The organism is Streptomyces sp. 35G-GA-8, from assembly GCF_023534745.1.
Lineage (GTDB): Bacteria > Actinomycetota > Actinomycetes > Streptomycetales > Streptomycetaceae > Streptomyces.
Map to the genome: position 1 here is coordinate 1 of NZ_JAMHJQ010000023.1, position 16,369 is coordinate 16,369.

General features: G+C 68.1%; 12 protein-coding genes. 9 read left to right on the top strand and 3 right to left on the bottom strand.

All coding sequences use genetic code 11. From position 1 onward, the window contains the following. On the top strand, positions 1-259 hold a 259-nt coding region (locus tag M1203_RS35440), incomplete at its 5' end, for a glycoside hydrolase family 6 protein (RefSeq protein ID WP_249953971.1). Between the two features lie 115 nt (positions 260-374). Here M1203_RS35440 and M1203_RS35445 read toward each other — a convergent pair. After that, positions 375-1,814: a glycerophosphodiester phosphodiesterase family protein gene (locus M1203_RS35445; protein WP_249953972.1), complete on the bottom strand. Its 1,440-nt coding sequence runs from the start codon at positions 1,812-1,814 to the stop codon at positions 375-377. Between the two features lie 103 nt (positions 1,815-1,917). After that, positions 1,918-5,043 carry a discoidin domain-containing protein gene (locus M1203_RS35450; protein ID WP_249953973.1) on the bottom strand — a complete coding sequence of 1,042 codons (3,126 nt, stop codon included), beginning with the start codon at positions 5,041-5,043 and terminating at the stop codon, positions 1,918-1,920. A gap of 300 nt (positions 5,044-5,343) precedes the next feature. Here M1203_RS35450 and M1203_RS35455 point away from each other — a divergent pair, with 300 nt between their 5' ends. The 7 genes from M1203_RS35455 to M1203_RS39125 all read left to right on the top strand — a co-directional run bounded on the left by M1203_RS35455 (position 5,344) and on the right by M1203_RS39125 (position 14,095). Then, a complete protein-coding gene (locus M1203_RS35455) occupies positions 5,344-6,315 on the top strand; it encodes a LacI family DNA-binding transcriptional regulator (RefSeq protein ID WP_249953974.1) in 972 nt (323 codons plus the stop codon). A gap of 38 nt (positions 6,316-6,353) precedes the next feature. Then, positions 6,354-7,706, top strand: coding sequence for an ADP-ribosylglycohydrolase family protein (locus M1203_RS35460; RefSeq protein WP_249953975.1), 1,353 nt, complete (start codon positions 6,354-6,356; stop codon positions 7,704-7,706). Then, positions 7,703-8,707: a nucleoside hydrolase gene (locus M1203_RS35465; protein WP_249953976.1), complete on the top strand. Its 1,005-nt coding sequence runs from the start codon at positions 7,703-7,705 to the stop codon at positions 8,705-8,707. The genes M1203_RS35460 and M1203_RS35465 overlap by 4 nt, the downstream gene beginning before the upstream one ends. A 34-nt stretch (positions 8,708-8,741) precedes the next feature. After that, positions 8,742-10,097, top strand: a complete 1,356-nt coding sequence (locus tag M1203_RS35470) for a sugar ABC transporter substrate-binding protein (protein WP_249953977.1) — start codon at positions 8,742-8,744, stop codon at positions 10,095-10,097. 115 nt (positions 10,098-10,212) lie between these two features. Next, positions 10,213-11,211, top strand: coding sequence for a carbohydrate ABC transporter permease (locus M1203_RS35475; protein ID WP_249953978.1), 999 nt, complete (start codon positions 10,213-10,215; stop codon positions 11,209-11,211). 3 nt (positions 11,212-11,214) lie between these two features. Next, a complete protein-coding gene (locus M1203_RS35480; RefSeq protein ID WP_249953979.1) occupies positions 11,215-12,087 on the top strand; it encodes a carbohydrate ABC transporter permease in 873 nt (290 codons plus the stop codon). Between the two features lie 334 nt (positions 12,088-12,421). After that, on the top strand, positions 12,422-14,095 hold the full coding sequence (locus M1203_RS39125) for a choice-of-anchor Q domain-containing protein (protein WP_249953980.1): 1,674 nt from the start codon (positions 12,422-12,424) through the stop codon (positions 14,093-14,095). Positions 14,096-14,118: 23 nt separating this feature from the next. Here the strand turns inward: M1203_RS39125 and M1203_RS35490 are convergent, their stop codons facing one another. Continuing rightward, positions 14,119-15,627, bottom strand: coding sequence for a hypothetical protein (locus tag M1203_RS35490; RefSeq protein ID WP_249953981.1), 1,509 nt, complete (start codon positions 15,625-15,627; stop codon positions 14,119-14,121). A gap of 426 nt (positions 15,628-16,053) precedes the next feature. Between M1203_RS35490 and M1203_RS38880 the strand changes: the two genes are divergently transcribed. Continuing rightward, positions 16,054-16,182 carry a hypothetical protein gene (locus M1203_RS38880; RefSeq protein ID WP_283959397.1) on the top strand — a complete coding sequence of 43 codons (129 nt, stop codon included), beginning with the start codon at positions 16,054-16,056 and terminating at the stop codon, positions 16,180-16,182. Positions 16,183-16,369 lie beyond the last annotated feature (187 nt).

The following is a 16,369-nucleotide window of genomic DNA, read 5'->3' on the forward strand; positions in this document are numbered from 1 at the left end:
CTCGGTGCTGTCGGCGTCCTACGGTTACACGAAGCCCTTCGTCATCGACACCAGCCGCAACGGCAACGACTCCAACGGCGAGTGGTGCAACCCCGCCGGGCGGAGGATCGGCGCCCTCAGCCAGACAGGCGGCGGAGCCGAGATGCTGCTGTGGCTGAAGACCCCCGGCGAGTCCGACGGCAACTGCGGAGTCGGCGCAGGCTCCGTGGCCGGTCAGTTCCTCCCGGAAGTCGCCTACAAGATGATCTACGGATACTGAAACCCGGCCGATGCGTCACTGTGGGCTGCTTCCTCCAGGTCGCAGCCCACAGCGCACAGCCCACAGTCATCGATCCCGTCCCGAGCTCGGCCGACGCGGCCCGATAAGTTGTGGCTCAGCTGGGGTTCTTGACCTTGTCGAGTTGGAAGTAGTCGAGGTTGAAGTTCTGGTACGCCTCGGAATCCAGGGTGAAGGTCATGTGGTGCCGACCGGCCTTGAAGTACTGCTTGATGCCCGAGGGCTGCAAGAAGAAGGCACTGTGGCTTGTGGTGTTCTGTACCGCGACGCCGTCGCTCGGGCTCCCGCCGTCGAAGGCCAGCCGATAGGTGCCTGCCGGCTGGTAGGGGGACGAGACGCGCGCGGACACCTCGTAGTATCCGGACTTGCGGATGTCGATGTCGTACGTGATCCACTCTCCACCGCGTATCCAGCACACGTCGACGGCGCCGTCCTGGTCGCACACATCGACGCCCTCGCTGAGCCGGGCGACATTGCCGCCCCGGTTCTGCGCGTCGAGGTCGTGGTAGGCGACGCCTTCCCCGCCCTGGCGGAAGTCCTCGCCCTGGACCCGGACACTGTCCGCGGGAAGTTTCTCCGCGCGGCCTGTCCTCAGCCAGGACTCAAGCGTCTCGACGTTGTCGGTCTGCAGCATGGAGGCGCCGAACGTGTCGACGAGGGCGCCCCAGCCCCGGGCGGGGTCGATCAGGGACCGCTCGTCGGTGTAGTGGTCGGCCAGGCCGAACCACATCGAATTGATCCACACGCGTCCGGTGGAGCGCATCCGGTCGAGGACCGGCTTGCGCACAATGGCGTCCTCGTCGCTGTCGAAGATGACCTCGTAGGCGACGGGCTGGTCGTCTCCGAATCCGTCGAGGTGGTCGATGTTGTCGTCCGAGACGACGTGCATGTAGAGGGCGTCAGGGTGCTTCGCCCGGAATGCCTGAACCTCCTCAACAGGCGCGCTGCTCTTGAACAGTCCGTTGCGGACGGTACGGGTCTCGGTGAGGACCTGGTACAGCTCCTCACGGATGTTCCAGCCCTTGTCCAGGTTGGCCAGGCCTCGGTTCTTGATGAGCGGCATGGCCTCGGCAAGGGTGGGGACGCGCTCGTCGGTGAGTGGGGCCTGAGCGCCGCCCAGTCCCTTCTTCAGGCGCAGTTCCTTGATCTGCGCCAGGGTGAGGTCGGCGACCTTGCCGCTGCCGCTGGTGGTGCGGTCCACCGTGTCGTCATGCATGAGGACGGGATGGCCGTCCTTGGTCAACTGGAGGTCGATCTCGACGACTTCGGCGCCGTGGTCGAAGGCGGCGGTGATGGCGGGGAGGCTGTTCTCAGGTGCCTCGCGCCACTGTGCGCGGTGGGCCACGGTCATGACCTTGGCGTCCGGGCCGTGATCCATCAGGTCCCGGTAGGCCCGGTCGGCCGCGGACACGTGCTGTGCGGCCACCGGCTGTGTGGCCACCACCTGTGCGGCCACCGGCTGTGCGGCGCCAACGCTTCCTGTCGCGAGGGTGAGTGCCAGGGCCGTCACGACGGGGCTGAGAAGGAGTTTTTTCACGAACCGAACGTGACGTTCCGGCATGACCAATGACTCCGCGATTCATGTATAGCGTCTGAACTATGAGCCTGGACCTGACTTCCAGGAGCCGGGGCAGCACTTGTCAGCGCAGTGTGATGTCGATCAGTCGCGCGCCCCGGTCGTCCCTCGCGTCGGTCGCCAGGGCGACGTAGCGCGCGGTGAAGTCCGTGGTGAGACGGCGGCTGCGCCCGTGCCCGCCGAGGTCCCCGGCGGTTACGTAGGTAAGGCCGTCGGTGCTGTACTCCAGTCGCAGTCCCGGCACGTGACCCCCCGTCCATTCGGTGCGGACGTCACGGACGCGGTGCTGGGCGCCGAGGTCCACGACGATGCGGCCGCGGGGACCGGGCGTCCACGCGGTGTCCGGGTCGCCGTCGACGGCTGCCGCGGGATTCACCATGCCGCGTGGGAGGGGGTTGGTCGGGAACACCACGCGGCCGAGCGCGAGGTTGTGCAAGGGGTGGGCAGTCGCACCGGGCAGGGTGATGGTCGTCGTACGGCCGGAGCGGACGACCGCCACTTCGCCGCGGCCCTGCCCGTCCACCCGGATACGGCAAGACGGGCCGGAGAGCCGGACGTTCGCGCCGTCGATCACCTCCACCGTCAGCCCGGTGGGCAGCCGCTCCCCGGTGAGGGGGCGCAGGGTCATCCGGGGCGGGAGCAAGCGTGCCGCCGCCGCGTCGAGGTGGGCCTCGTAGGAACTGCCCTGCCCCGTGAACACCTGGCGGCCTTCGAACACGACTGCCGTGGGGCCGGGTTGAGGGATGTCGACCGTGGTGGACACGGGGTCGGCGGACAGGTTGAACAGGCTGAGGTGGCTGTCGGTGAGCGCGGCGCGGACGGTGTCCGCGTCGGCGTGCGGCACGTCGGCGCCGGCCATGGCGCGCAGTGTGTCGGCGGTCGTGTCGGCGAAGCCCTCGACCAGGAGCGGCGCGGCTGGGCCGTCGGCCAGTACGACGGCGTCGCCGGACACGGTGATCGGCTGCTCGGAGCCGGTGACGCGCAGCCCGGCCCGGCCGTCGATCTCCAGCCAGTTGCCCCGGCTGGAGACATCGGGCGCCGGCCAGGCGACGAGGGTGTTCCAGGTCTGTCCGTCGGCCGACCCCTGCACGAGGTAGGCGCGGCCCGCCGCCGCCTCCCAGCGCAGGGTCACTCGGTCGACGGACTGGGCCGTACCGAGGTCGACGGCGAGCCAGCTGTCCGCCCTCGGGCGGTCGGTCCGCGACACGGCCCACCGTGACGTGTCGTCGCCGTCCACGGCGAGCGCCGGCTCTCTGCCGGTGTCGTACGAGGAGGCTGTCGCGGTGCGCCCCCGGGCGAGGTCGGTGCCATCCGCCCCGTCCCGGACCTGGAGGCTGAAGAGGGAGTATCCGTACGTCGGGTTCGGACGGACACCGAGCATGCGTATGTGGCGGACCTCGGTGCGTGCGAATGCCACCTCGTCGACGCGAGGGGTCGGAGCGGGCGGCCGGGAGTCCTGGGCGGTGACGGTGGTGCTGCCCTCGGCGTATCGGTAGGTCCGCGAGCCCGTCAGACCAGCGATGCCCGGCATGGTCAGATTGTGGACCTCCAGGCGCCCTTCACGCGCCGCGACGCCGGTCGAGGCGTAGACGACGGCTCCGGTCGGGAGGGTCGTCAGGCCGGCGTAGCCCGATGCCAGCCGCAACACGGTGGCGCTGCCGTCGAATCCGTCGCGGCGCCGGTCGTAGGCCCGAACGTACCGCCCTGTCACCTCGGTTGCGGTGCTGGGCAGGAACATGGGGGTGGATCCGCTGACCCGGAACAGCCAGTCGTCGTGGGCCGGCTGCCAGGCGAACTTCACCAGCCCCGGCTTGGTGACAACTCCTGCCCAGGCGGCCGTGGATTGGTGCGACAGCAGTCCTGGACCGGTTCCGAAGTCGGTCACTCCGGCGGCGTGGGCGAAGAGTTCGGCCTCGGTGAAGGGCCGGACGACGCGGCCGTTGCCGCTCGCCCAGCGGTGCAGCAGGTAGCTGATCGCCAGTTCGGCGCGCGCCTCGGGCTCGTACTTCGGCTCACCGGAGAACTTCGCGAGCCGGTACTGCGGCGGGTAGGCCTGATACGCCTCCAGCCGCTCGGCGAGTGCTGTCTCCGCGCGGGCAGCCGCGCGGTCGCCGCAGACCTGGGCGAGGAACGCGAGGGGGATGACATCGCGCCCGTAGAGATGCTCGCGGTCGTTGACCATGGGCATCAGCGGCTCGCCCGCGTCGCTCATCACGCTGAGGAGCGTGCGCCACAGGGCGTCGGCGTTGGGCTGATTCGTGAGGACCTCGGGCAGTGCACGGCCCGCGGTGATGAAGTGGGCGGCGTTGCGGCCGGACGTGCGCCACAGCTCTTGCTGGTAGTGCGGTCCGAACGAACCGTGGTTCTCGACGATGAAGGTGTCGTAGACGTTGTGGGCGGTGTTCTCGGAGACGCGGACGCCGTCCACGAGAGCCGGGTTCGCGAGGTCGGCCTGTGGCAGGCCCCCTTCGTTGCGGGACCAGGCGCCGAACGCCCGCGCCCACGTCGCGTGCCGCGCGTCGCCTGTGCCCCAGGCCAGCGCGGGGGCCAGAGCCTGTGCGTAGACACCCATCTCCTCCAGTTTGGTGTCCTCCTGGTGGCCTCCGAGCTGTCCGTTCGGTGTCCATCCGCCGGAGGCGGGGTCGTTGCCGGTGCCCAGGCCGGCTGTGTACGCGGCCTGCTCGCGGGTGATGGTGTCGATGTGCGCGCGGGTCGTGTCGTCGAGGTCGTCCCACAACAGCCGGGAAGCCAGCAGGAAGTAGAGCTGGAACGTGGTGTCGAAGAACAGCGTCCGGCCCCACTCGCTGCCGCCCACGAGCCGGTTGGTCGCGGCGAAGTGTCTGATCGTGGCGAGGGTTCGTGTCTTCAGGGTCCCCGCGTCCGTGCCGGCCCTGTCGCTGTCGTAGGTGCCGTGCGTGAGCAGAACAGCGTTGCCGAGTACAACGGCGAAGCCGAAGTCCTTGTTGGTGTAGTACCCGCGGGCCGCGTCCCACTGAGTCTCCGACCATCGGGTGTGGCTGAGCAGGACGCGGTAGTACGTCTCGGCCACGGGGTCCGGTGCCGCCGCGCCGGCCGCTTCCTGGGCCTGGACCACGCTGCCACCCGCGGTGACAGGGAGGGCCGCCAGACCGACGGCGGCGCCGAGAAGCTGGACGAAGCGGCGGCGGTCGACCTGATGTCTCGGGACCATTCGCGGGTGCCTCTCTCGGCTAGACAACGTTGTCAGCTGGAACGGCGCAATTCTTCGGGCTCGTTCCCGGGAGAGTCAAGAGCGTTGACGACCACGGCCACTGATTCACAGGAAAAAAATCCGGCCATGCGGAGGTGTTGACTCGAAGGCTCATTTGCCCGAGGCTGCATGGCACAGAACGCAAACCGGTTTGCAACAAGGGAGTCCACCGTGCCGAGGTCAAGGGAGCCGCGAAATGACTCTGGTGAGCAAACCGAGTTGCGTCCCGGAGAAGTCCGTTCCCCGGCGACGATCTCGGACGTGGCCCGTGTGGCCGGGGTGAGCAAGACGACCGTCTCGCACGTCCTCTCGGGCCGACGGCCGGTGTCCGACGCTACGCGGGCCAAGGTCAACCGGGTCATAGAGGAACTCAGCTTCCAGCAAAACTTCTTTGCCACCGGCTTGACCGGGCAGCGGACGAAAACGATCGCCCTGGTTGTCCAGGACCTGACCAACCCGTTCTATCCCGCCCTCGCGCGCGGGCTTCAGCAGGCGGTCGCGGAGCAGGGGTATGTCGTCCTGTTGGCCGATGTGGGGACGGGAGTCCCTCCGGTCGAGGCGTTCCTCAACGAGGCGGTTCAGCGCAGAGTCGACGGAGTCGTCGTGGCCGCGGTCGACGTGTCGGAGAACCAGCTCGAACCGCTTCGGGCGGCCGGGATCAGTGTCGTCACAGTGGGTGACCCCCACCACCGGACGTCCACTGACGTGATCTCCTCCGACGACGAGCAGATCGCCGAGGACGCCGTGCGGTACCTGTACAACCAGGGCCATCGCCGCTTCGGCGTCGTGTCCGGGCCGACGCACACCGCTCCCGGCGCACCCAGGCTCCACGGCTACCGCAACGCCCTGCGAGCCCGGGACCTGCCTGCGCTCAAGGCCGCGGAGCAGGTAGGTGACTGGACCCGTGAGTCGGGGACCAAGGCGATGACCGCTTTGATGGATCAGGCCGGCCGGCCGACGGCGGTGCTCTGCGCCAATGACCTCATGGCGATCGGCGCCCTCGACGCCGCGCGTGCACTGGGCCTCGCCGTGCCGGGTGATGTCGCCGTGGTCGGTGTGGACGACATCGACGCGGCGAGTCTGGTCAGCCCGGCCCTCACCACTGTCCGCGTGCCGGCACAGGACATCGGACTGGTCGCCGGTGAACAGCTGCTGGCCCGGATCAGCAACCCTGCCGGCCCTGCTCGCCGGGTGCTGGTCCAGCACAGCCTCGTTGTCCGTGAATCGGCCTGACGGCCCGGTTCTGAAGCGAACGTTCTAGGAGCACCACCGTGCACGACGTACTCGATCCCCGAGACCTCGTCCCCGACGAGGCGGAACAGCTGGTTCACTCCGGCTTCCCCGCGCGGGATCTGCTGGCCGAGGCGCGCAAGGCGTCACTTCTGTCCGACTTGGACACTCTCGCCGTGATCCGTGACCGGCTCGCCGCTCTCCAGCGCCCGGCGACATGGCCGTACGACGAGCCGTCCGCACCGCAGGACGTGTGGAACGCGATCCCGGCCGGTGCGGATCCCACGACCGTCGTGCCGGAGAGTGTGTCGGCCCGGATCAGCGGGGCCTGGCTGGGGCGCTGCGTCGGGAACACCATGGGCAAGCCCGTCGAGGGACTGACGCCTGCCGAGGTCGGGAAGTACCTCGAAGCGGTCGGCCAGCGGCCCCAGACCGGCTACCTGCCCCTGCTCGATCCGCTGCCCGAGGGTGTCAGCCATCTGCACGAGTCGGCGCCCTTCGCCTCCGCCGGACTCTTCGACGCGGTCCCTCGTGACGACGACATCGACTGGACGATTCTCGGGCTGCACATGCTGGAGACCTACGGCTCGGCCCTGTCCACGGCGGACATCGCCCGGGAGTGGCTGGACCGGATCCCCTTCACGCAGACCTTCACCGCCGAACGCGCGGCCTACCGCAACCTCGTCAGTGGTCTGAAGCCCCCGGCCACCGCCACCGCGAACAACCCCTACCGTGAGTGGATCGGCGCCCTGATCCGCACCGACATATACGGATACGTCCATCCCGGCCGCCCTCGGGCAGCGGCGCGCATGGCTCTGACCGATGCCGTACTCTCCCACACGGCAAACGGCATCTACGGTGCCATGTGGGCCGCCGCGCTGGTCTCCGAGGCCCTCGTCGCCTCCAGCGCCCCCCAGGCCCTGGAGGCCGCATCGCAAGTCCTGCCCCGGACCTCCCGGCTCTACGAATCGCAACAGCGTCTGCTCACCCTCGCCGACAGCGGCGCCGCGGCCGAGGACGCCCTGCAATGGATCGACACGGAGCTCGGTCACTACAACTGGGTCCACACCGTCAACAACGCGGCGATCATCACCACGGCACTGCTGTGGGGCGGGGGCGACTTCGTACGCAGTATCCGCCTCGCCGTCAGGGCCGGTAACGACACCGACTCCACGGCGGCGACGACCGGCAGCGTCATAGGTGCTCTGCACGGCGCCTCCGCCGTGCCCGAGCGTCTCGTCGAGCCCACCCACGGGCTCGTGCGCAGCGCGGTGCGCGGCTTCGACCGGATTGCCGTCACCGAGCTCGCCCAGCGCACCGACGCGGTCCGCCGGTCCCTTGAATCCGGTCTTTCCTCCACCCACACGACACCAGAACCGGAGGTGGCCTCGTGACTGCCGCCCGCCGCATCGTCATCGACACCGACCCCGGGCTCGGTGAGCCGGGATCCGACATCGACGACGGACTCGCCATCGCCCTCGCCCTGCGCTCGCCCGAACTGCACGTGGAGGCTCTCACTGTCGTCAACGGCAACGTCGACGTCGACGCGGGGGTGGACGTCGCCCGCCGCCTCACCGAGCGTATGGGGTATCCGGATCTGCCCGTGCTGCGCGGTGCGGACCGCCCTCTTCTGCGGGACATGGCGCCCGTGCGTGCCCTCTTCGACGATGTCATCCCCGACCGTCCCGTCGTCCAGGGGAATCTGTCCGAGCGCCGGGGGCCCACCGAGGCCCGGCACGCGGCGCAGTACCTCGTCGACATCACGGCCGCGCATCCCGGCGAGATCAGCGTGGTCGCCATCGGCCCGATGACCAACCTCGCTCTCGCCCTGCGCCTGGATCCGGCCTTCGCCCAGAACGTCGGCGAGATCATCATGATGGCCGGCTCGGCGACCGGCTACGCCCAGAACATCACCGTGGTCGGCGACTTCAACGCCTACGTCGACCCCGAAGCCCTCGCCATGGTTCTCGACAGCGGAGCGCGCCTGCGGATGGTCGGGATCGACCAGACCTCACAGGTGCGTCTCACCCGTGCCGACGCCGCCGTGCTCCAGAGCGGGGACGCGTTCGGGAAGTGGGCCGGAGAATGCGCCTTCGCGTGGATCGACTTCCTCGGCAACGCGTTTCCGCAGCGCGAGGAGCACCGTGACGCGTGTTTCCTCCATGACCCCCTGGTCGTGGCTGCGGTCATCGACCCCGACTTGCTGACCTGGGCCGACGCCCATGTCGCCACGGATCCGGGCAGTGAACTCGCCCGCGGTCTCGTCGTCGCGGACCGGGGCCTTGCGCTGGCCCGGCCGGCTCCGGCGAACGCCACGGTGGCCATCGCCACCGACACCGACGGTTTCGGCCGTCTCTTCCTCGACCGTGTGACCGGAGCCCCGGCCGCCGGATGACTCGTACCACCCATGACCGTCAGAGAGGACCGTCATGAAGAACTTCCCCACCACCCGAAGGCACCGCCTTCGGCCCGTCGCCGCCGCGGCGGTGACGGCCGCCCTCCTGGTCCTGACAGGCTGCGGATCCGGCTCCGACCCGGGCTCGGCCACGCCCTCCGGGCTCGTCCCCGAGAGCCGGCTCAAGGATCCCACCTCACCCGTGACCATCACCTACGCCGGCGCCGCGTACTCCGCCGACGACATGAAGCCGGTCCTGGACGCCTTCCACAAGGCCCACCCCAACATCACCGTGGAATACCAGGCGGTCCCCTTCGACCAGTTCAACAGCGTGCTCAGCACGCGCCTGAGCCGCAAGGACTCGACGCTGGACCTCTTCGACGTCGACATGCCGCGTACCGACGCCTATCAGGCCCGCGGATGGCTCACCGACCTCAGCTCCGCCTTCCCGGACACGTCCGGGAAGGTCGACAAGGCGTCGCTGGAGGCAGCGACCAGTGACGGCAAGCTCGTCACCATGCCCTACCAGACGTCCAGCCAGCTGCTCTACTACAACAAGGACCTGCTGAAGAAGGCCGGTATACCGTTCCCGTCCGCGGCGCCGGCGGCCCGTATGACCTGGGAACAGGTCACCGCCGACGGCAAGAAGGCCCAGAAGGCCGGAGCCGACTGGGGCCTGCTGTTCGACCAGGTCAACCGCTACTACCAGCTCCAGCCCCTGGCCGAGAGCCTGGGCGGTGGATCCGGTGTGACCGGCAAGGACAACCTGACCGCCGACGTGGAGAACGCGGGCTGGACCAAGGCCATGGACTGGTACGGCTCCCTGTACAAGGACAAGGTCTCACCTCGCGGCGTGCCGGTCGCCCAGACTCCTGACACGTTCGCCTCCGGACAGGTCGCGTTCTTCGCGGGCGGACCATGGTGGGCACCTCAGTTCACTGGCGAGAAGAAGCTCGACTTCGGGGTCGCCGCCTACCCGTACTTCGAAGGCGGAAAGGCCGTGACGCCCACGGGTGGCTGGTCCCTCGGCCTGAATCCTGCCGGCGAGCACGCGCAGGCCGCGGAGATCTTCATGAAGTTCATGGCGCTCGACAACGGCGGGTACGCCCAGTACATGTCCGGCCTTGCTGTGCCCCCTTCCAACATCGAGGGCGCCGAGACCTTCTACCAGCAGGCGGTCTTCCAGGATCCACGGATGGCGGGAGCCGCCGAGCTCACCAAGGACGAACTCAGGAACACGGCCGTCCTTCGCGCACGCACCGTGGGGTACGTCGAGTTCGAGGACGCGCTCGGCCGCGCCTTCGAGGACATCGCCAACGGGACGGCGCCTTCCAAAGCGCTCTCTTCCGCCACGAAGGACATCGACCAAGCGTGGGCCAAGTACAAGTAGCCGGCCCCGTAGCACTCCGGCGTGGACTTCGTCCCCGCTCCTCAGCCTGTAACGCCGACCGGTCCGGAAGGACGCTCCGGAAGGACCTCCGGACCGGTGGAGGGACATCAACCCCATGAGTATCACCCCAGCCAGGCCGGCCTCGGCGGCCCTGTCAGCCGGGCATGACGCGGACAGCACGCAGGGTCCGGCCGTCGCGGCGCGGCGGCAGGCCCTCGGCAAGGCCCGCCGGTCCAGGAAGCATCGCCGGGGGCCGCGCAATCTCATGGCAGCCGCCCTGTTCCTGCTGCCCGCGCTCACCCTCATCGTCATCCTGCGTCTGGTGCCGGTCATCCAGGCGGTCTCCGATGGCACGCACACGAGCCTGCCGGGGAGCGCGCTCGCACCGACGTGGGCGGGCCTCGACAACTTCACCGCTCTGTGGCATTCCGACACGTTCTGGACCTCGGTCCAGCAGACGCTGCTGTTCAACGTGATCGTCAACCCGCTCCAGGTCGTCATCGCCCTGGCTCTTGCGGTACTGCTGACCCAGAACCTGCCCGCCTCCGGGGTGTGGCGCACGCTGATCTTCCTGCCTGCCGCCGTTCCCATGACCGGCTCCGCGGTCGTCTGGGGTATCGCGCTCAGGCCCGACGGGCCGGCCAACGCTCTTCTCGGCAGTGCCGGCATCGACCCGCAGCCCTTCCTGACCGGTCCTCACCAAGTCGTCGCCAGCCTCATCCTGATCGCGAGCTGGATCGGCGTCGGCTATTGGATGATCTTCCTGATCGCAGGGCTCAACGACATTCCCCAGGTGTACTACGAGGCCGCGAAAGTGGACGGCGCCGGCCCGCTGCGGCGCTTCTGGTCCGTCACACTGCCCCAGCTCAAGCGCCCTCTGCTGTTCGTACTCGTGGCGGACACGGTCTCCAACTTCGTGCTCTTCGCGCCCATGCAGATCCTCACCAACGGAGGACCCGAGCAGAAGTCCAACTTCCTTATGTACGACATCTTCCACAACAGCTTCGAACTGTCCGACCCGCACACGGCCGCAGCCGAACTTCTCGTGCTCCTGGTCATCATGATCGTTATTGTCGCGGTCCAGTTCCGGCTGCTGGGCGAGGCGGAGGACTGACCCATGAGCCACACCACTACCACTGGCACCACTGGCACCACTGGTTCCTCGCGCATCCGTCGCGTGCTTCTCACAACGATCGCCGTCGTCGTCGCGGTCGCCTTCCTGCTGCCGGTCCTGTGGCTGCTCGCCAGCACCTTCCGTTCGTCCACGCAGACCTTCAGCGACAGCAGCTCACTCAACTGGCACATGTTCTGGCCGCGTGACTTCACCACCCGTAATCTCCAGGCCGCGTGGGACAACGAGTTCGCCCGCAACCTCGCCAACTCCGTGATCGTTGCCGCCGTGACGGTGGTCGTCGGTATCGTCATCTCCGCGATGGCCGCCTTCGCTCTCGCCGTCATCGACTTCCCGGGACGCAAGCTCGTCTTCGGTCTCGTGGTCCTGAGCTTCCTCGTCCCCTTCGAGGCCATCGCCATCCCGCTCGCCCGCACCTTCAGCGACTGGAACCTCACCAACAGCATCACCGCCCTCGTACTGCCCGGCCTGGGCAACGGACTCGCGGTGTTCATCCTCCGGCAGTTCTTCCTCGGCATCCCCGGCGAACTGGTCGAGGCCGCCCGTGTGGACGGGGCCGGGTGGCCGCGCATCTTCACGCGGATCTATCTGCCGCTGGCCCGGCCGGCCCTGATCGGCACCGGCCTCATCCTGTTCCTCTTCCAGTGGCAGGCCTACCTCTGGCCCATTCTCGTGACCACCAACGACCGCGACGACGTCGCCCCCGTCGCCATCGCCAAGACCTTCAACGCGTTCAGCAGCGACTACGGCCGCGTCTTCGCGGAGACCGCGGTCCTCGCCGTCATCCCGGCCGTGATCCTGCTCGCGCTCCAGCGGTACTTCGTCGCCTCGGTGGCCTCCACCGGAAGCAAGAACTGAGCCGGACGCCGCCCTCGGGCGACGGCGCTCCTTGGCAGTCCCATGAACTCCGTGCCGCGCAGAAGGGCTCACTCAGGCCCCGGCGCGCGGAACGGCCGCCCCCACCGATGTACGGAGTGATCCCACCGATCACGCGACCTGACAGAAGAGGAGCTTCGCCTTGCATCGCCATGCCCATGCCCATGCTCCACGACGCGTCATCCTCAGCCGCGCTACGAGACAGCTGTCGGCAGCCGTCGCCCTGCTTCTGGCCGCGACGGCCGTGAACCTCGCCGGAGGCACCGAGCCGGCCGCGGCCAAGACCCAGAGGAGCAACGCGGGACACGCATTCTACGTGGACACGCAGAACGGCAACGACCAAGCCGCCGGCACCAGCACCACGACCGCGTGGAAGAGCCTGAACAAACTCAGCTCGGTCACCTTCCAGGCCGGCGACACCATCTCGCTGCGCCGGGGCCAGACCTTCACGGGTCAGGCCGTCATCAACGGCACGGCAACGACCTCGTCACCCATCACCATCACCGCCTACGGCACGGGCAACGCTCCCACCCTGTCCAACCCGGGCGGCTTGAACATGCTCCAGGTGCAGGCGCCGAATGTGACGGTGGAGAACCTCCGATTCGCCGACGGCGTTGAGTTCGACGACGACGGCGGTGGCATCACCGGCGACAACTACAGGCTCAGCGGTGCCGTCGCGGTGACTGCCGCAGGCACCGGCGCCATCGTCCGCGACAACGAATTCACCCAGGTCGGCGTAGGAGTGAAGACCTACGCCACCGACTCCCTGGTCGAGAACAACAACTTCCACGACCTCCAGATCGCCTTCCGCGGCATGGACTCCGGCAGCGAGACGTCCTACGGAGCGATCGGAGTCTCCGTCAACAACAGCGACGTGCGGGTGACCGGCAACCGGTTCACCAACTGCCGTTCCACCGACAGCCCCTACGGCGCCGACGGCGGTGCCGTCGAGATCGAGGGCTTCGACCACGACAAGAACAACATCACCATCGACCACAACATCTCGACCGGGTCCCAGGGCTTCCTGGAGGTCACCGAGACCACCACGGCCGACGTCGACCTCCTCTACAACGTCAGCGACGACTACCAGCAGTTCCTCGCGTTCGACACCACCACCCATCCCGAGAACTACCTCGTCGCGCACAACACCATCCTGCGCAACCGCGGCGACGACCAGAAGCTCTTCGCCATCTACTTCTACCGGGAAGAGGGACCCGCACCGCAGGACTCCTGGCTCACGATCAGCGGAAACGTCATCGAGATGGACTCCGGGGTCGTCCTGTACGACTACCTCTGGCCTCACGACCACAACCTGATCAACGCCCCTCTGGGCGACGCTCCGGGCGTCGGCGACCTCCTGGCCGACCCGAAGCTGACCAATGCGGCCGGCGGCGACTACACACCTCAGGCCACCAGTCCCGCGGTCGACAACGGCGGGCCGGCCAACGCCACCACCGACCTGTTGGGCAACCCGTCCAACCGGGCCCTGGGGCCGGACATCGGGGCCGTCGAACGCCAGGACCAGCCCACCGCCGGGACCAACATCGTCCAGAACGGCGGATTCGAGCAGGCCACCACTCTCACCAGCACATCCACACCCTGGTACTCCGAAGGATCGCTGGCCTACGGCGTCGACAACGGCACCGGAACCGCGCACACCGGAACACGCGATGCCTGGATCAGCTCGACGCAGTCGGGTGTCTGGGGCGCAATCAAGCAGACGGTGACGGTCACCCCGAACAAGCGTTACCGCCTCACTGCCTGGGTGGAGAACTCAGGCAGCATCGAACAGGGCTGGCTCGGGGCAAAGACGACCGGTGGAACGGTGGTCGGCGAAGTCCACCATGGAACGGCCCCCACCTACGGTCGCGTCGTCCTCACTCTGGACAGCGGCAGCAACAGCACACTCGTCCTGCACAGCGGGTACTACTCACCAACCGGCGCCGCCTGGCAGCGCATCGACGACGTCTCTCTGCAACAGCTGTCCTGACGAAGACCGAACGAAGCGACTTCTCAATCCCTGACCTTGAGGAAGCGCATCCGGGTTGCGCCATTGCTGTCGGTGCCGCCGGCCTCGGCGTTGGAGATCTTGCCGCCGGTGAGGACGAACATCAGGTGCAGGCGGACCGTCCGGGGGCCGGAGGCGACCGCGTACTCGGTCATGATGTGTGTGGTTCCGCCTTGCTGCTCCTGCCTCGCCGCGTTGATCGCCGCGATCTGGGTGTAGCTCGTCAGGAGGGTGTCCGTGGTCTCGTCCCTGAGCCAGCCGATGATGTAGCCGCTGCCGCCGGTGGCGGAACCGAGCGCGTACCGTACATCGCTGTCGATGTGGTACACCCCGGCTTCCGGGAGCACGATGTCGGACTCGGGGATCGGCACGTCGGTACCTGCCCGGGCCAGGAGGTTGGCGTGCTGCGCCTCGGCGTTGAGGAACGCGCTCACCGGCGTGAGCCGGGCGCCGATCTCCCACCTTTCGGGGCAGCCGGTCGTCCCGGTGACGTCGATGTCCACCGACCGTTCGGTGCTGCTGTTGCCGCCGGGAGCGATACCCGTCAGATCGATCCGCGGCACGAGCAGCCCACCGGTCGTGTTCCGTGCGGCATTGCACGGGGACGGGTCCAGAGCAGGCGTGTCGGGCGCGTACAGACACCCGTCGCTGCCCCGGGTGATGGCGTTGCCCCGGTCCGTGGAGACGCACGGAGGGCGGGCGGTGGCGCATCCGTCCTGGCAGGAGGCGACCGGGATGACGGGCGGTACCGCGGCGTAGGGAGTCGAGCCGTCGAGGGTGTCGGTCGTGCAGGTGACCGCGCCGTCGCAGTTGCGGCAGGTCGTACGGAGGAACGGCCTGCCGCAGCCCGGGGCGGACGCCTGGACGGTGAGGACGAAGCTGTCGACGGTCCACTGCTTGGGGCCGACTCGGCAGGTGTCGTCGTTGCCTGTTTCCAGGTTGAGCTCGACGACGATCTTTCCCGCGAGGACGTCCGCGAGGGACACGGTGGTCGGTGGGATGACGCCGTTGTCGTCACCGCCCGCCGGCAGATCGGGTGGGCCCAGGAGATCGGTGCGGATCGGGGTCGTCCCGTTCCACAGGGCGAAGCGGCCGTAGAGCTGACAGGCCGTGTTCCTGCCGTCGTTGTGTACATGGACCGAGGCGCTGATGGTGACACTGGTGGGGTTGCCGCGCAGTGACGTGGGGTCGATGTGCACGACGCCGGCGAGCCAGGTGTGCTGGCCGTTGTGCGTCCCGTCGTCGGCCGGGAACGTGCCCGTGCCGCTGTTCAGGATGGTCTGGGCGACGACAGGGTCAAGTGCGGCATGGGTGTTGGCGATGGTGTAGTACGGCGTCGGGTCGGTGCTGCTCGCGGTCGCCGCGACCCGGTACGGCGCGGAGTCGCGCAGTGGCGTGGTCTCGCAGTGCTCGCACGGCTTGGAGCCGGAACAAGCAACGGGGGGACAGGCCGGCTTGGAGGGCTGACAGCCGCCGATGGCGATGGGGGACTGCCCGCAGCCGCATCCACTCATGGATCAACTCCTTTTGTGAGGTGGAGTGGTGGCAATGGCGGTGTGGTGTGCCCTGTGCGACGTTGGCGCGGTTGGGGCACGAGGGGGTGGTGGGGCGCCGGATCATCGGCCGAAACGGATGAAAGTCGAGAGGGCAGGCGGCGCGTTGAGGGATACCGGCGGACCGCTCGCCGGGTCCTGGCTGACATGACGTCGATCGTCATCCAGCTACGTGTTCCCGCAGCCGGCCATGTCCTTGGGGTGGGAATCAGAAGCGGCCGTGTCGGCCCCTCTTCGCGATTCTGCTACTGGCACTGGTACTGGGCTAACCGCGTTGGACGCTCGCGCAGAGGAACACCTGAAGCTCAGTCACTTGTCTTCTTCTGTCTTCTTCGCTGCCATTTCCAATGTACTGTCCCCTGACCCATCGGGCATTACCCCGTTAGGGTGGCCGACCGGCGCCGGGCCGAGAAGGTCCTGGACACCCTGCCGTCGCGCCCGTGGACGAGCGTCGCGGTCACCGAGCGCCTCGGAGTCATCGGTGGCGTCGACCACGCTGAAAGTAAGCCGAGTTGACAAATTTGCCAGGAGGGCGAGCGGCGACCCGCCGATCCGGCGCCCCGCACCACCCCTCTCAACTGCCACTCTTGTCAAGAACCTTGACCCGCCCGGCCCGTGCTCTTAATTTGTCCATCGACTCGCCAAATTACCCCGGCCGGCGGTTCGGACACCTTCGGCCACCGGATGTGCGGCGCCGTGGGAC

Coding starts and splice junctions, on each gene's coding strand:
- M1203_RS35475 (WP_249953978.1), top strand. CDS start 10,213: ATGAGTATCACCCCAGCCAGGCCGGCCTCGGCGGCCCTGTCAGCCGGG.
- M1203_RS35480 (WP_249953979.1), top strand. CDS start 11,215: ATGAGCCACACCACTACCACTGGCACCACTGGCACCACTGGTTCCTCG.
- M1203_RS35450 (WP_249953973.1), bottom strand. CDS start 5,043: ATGGTCCCGAGACATCAGGTCGACCGCCGCCGCTTCGTCCAGCTTCTC.
- M1203_RS35490 (WP_249953981.1), bottom strand. CDS start 15,627: ATGAGTGGATGCGGCTGCGGGCAGTCCCCCATCGCCATCGGCGGCTGT.
- M1203_RS35470 (WP_249953977.1), top strand. CDS start 8,742: ATGAAGAACTTCCCCACCACCCGAAGGCACCGCCTTCGGCCCGTCGCC.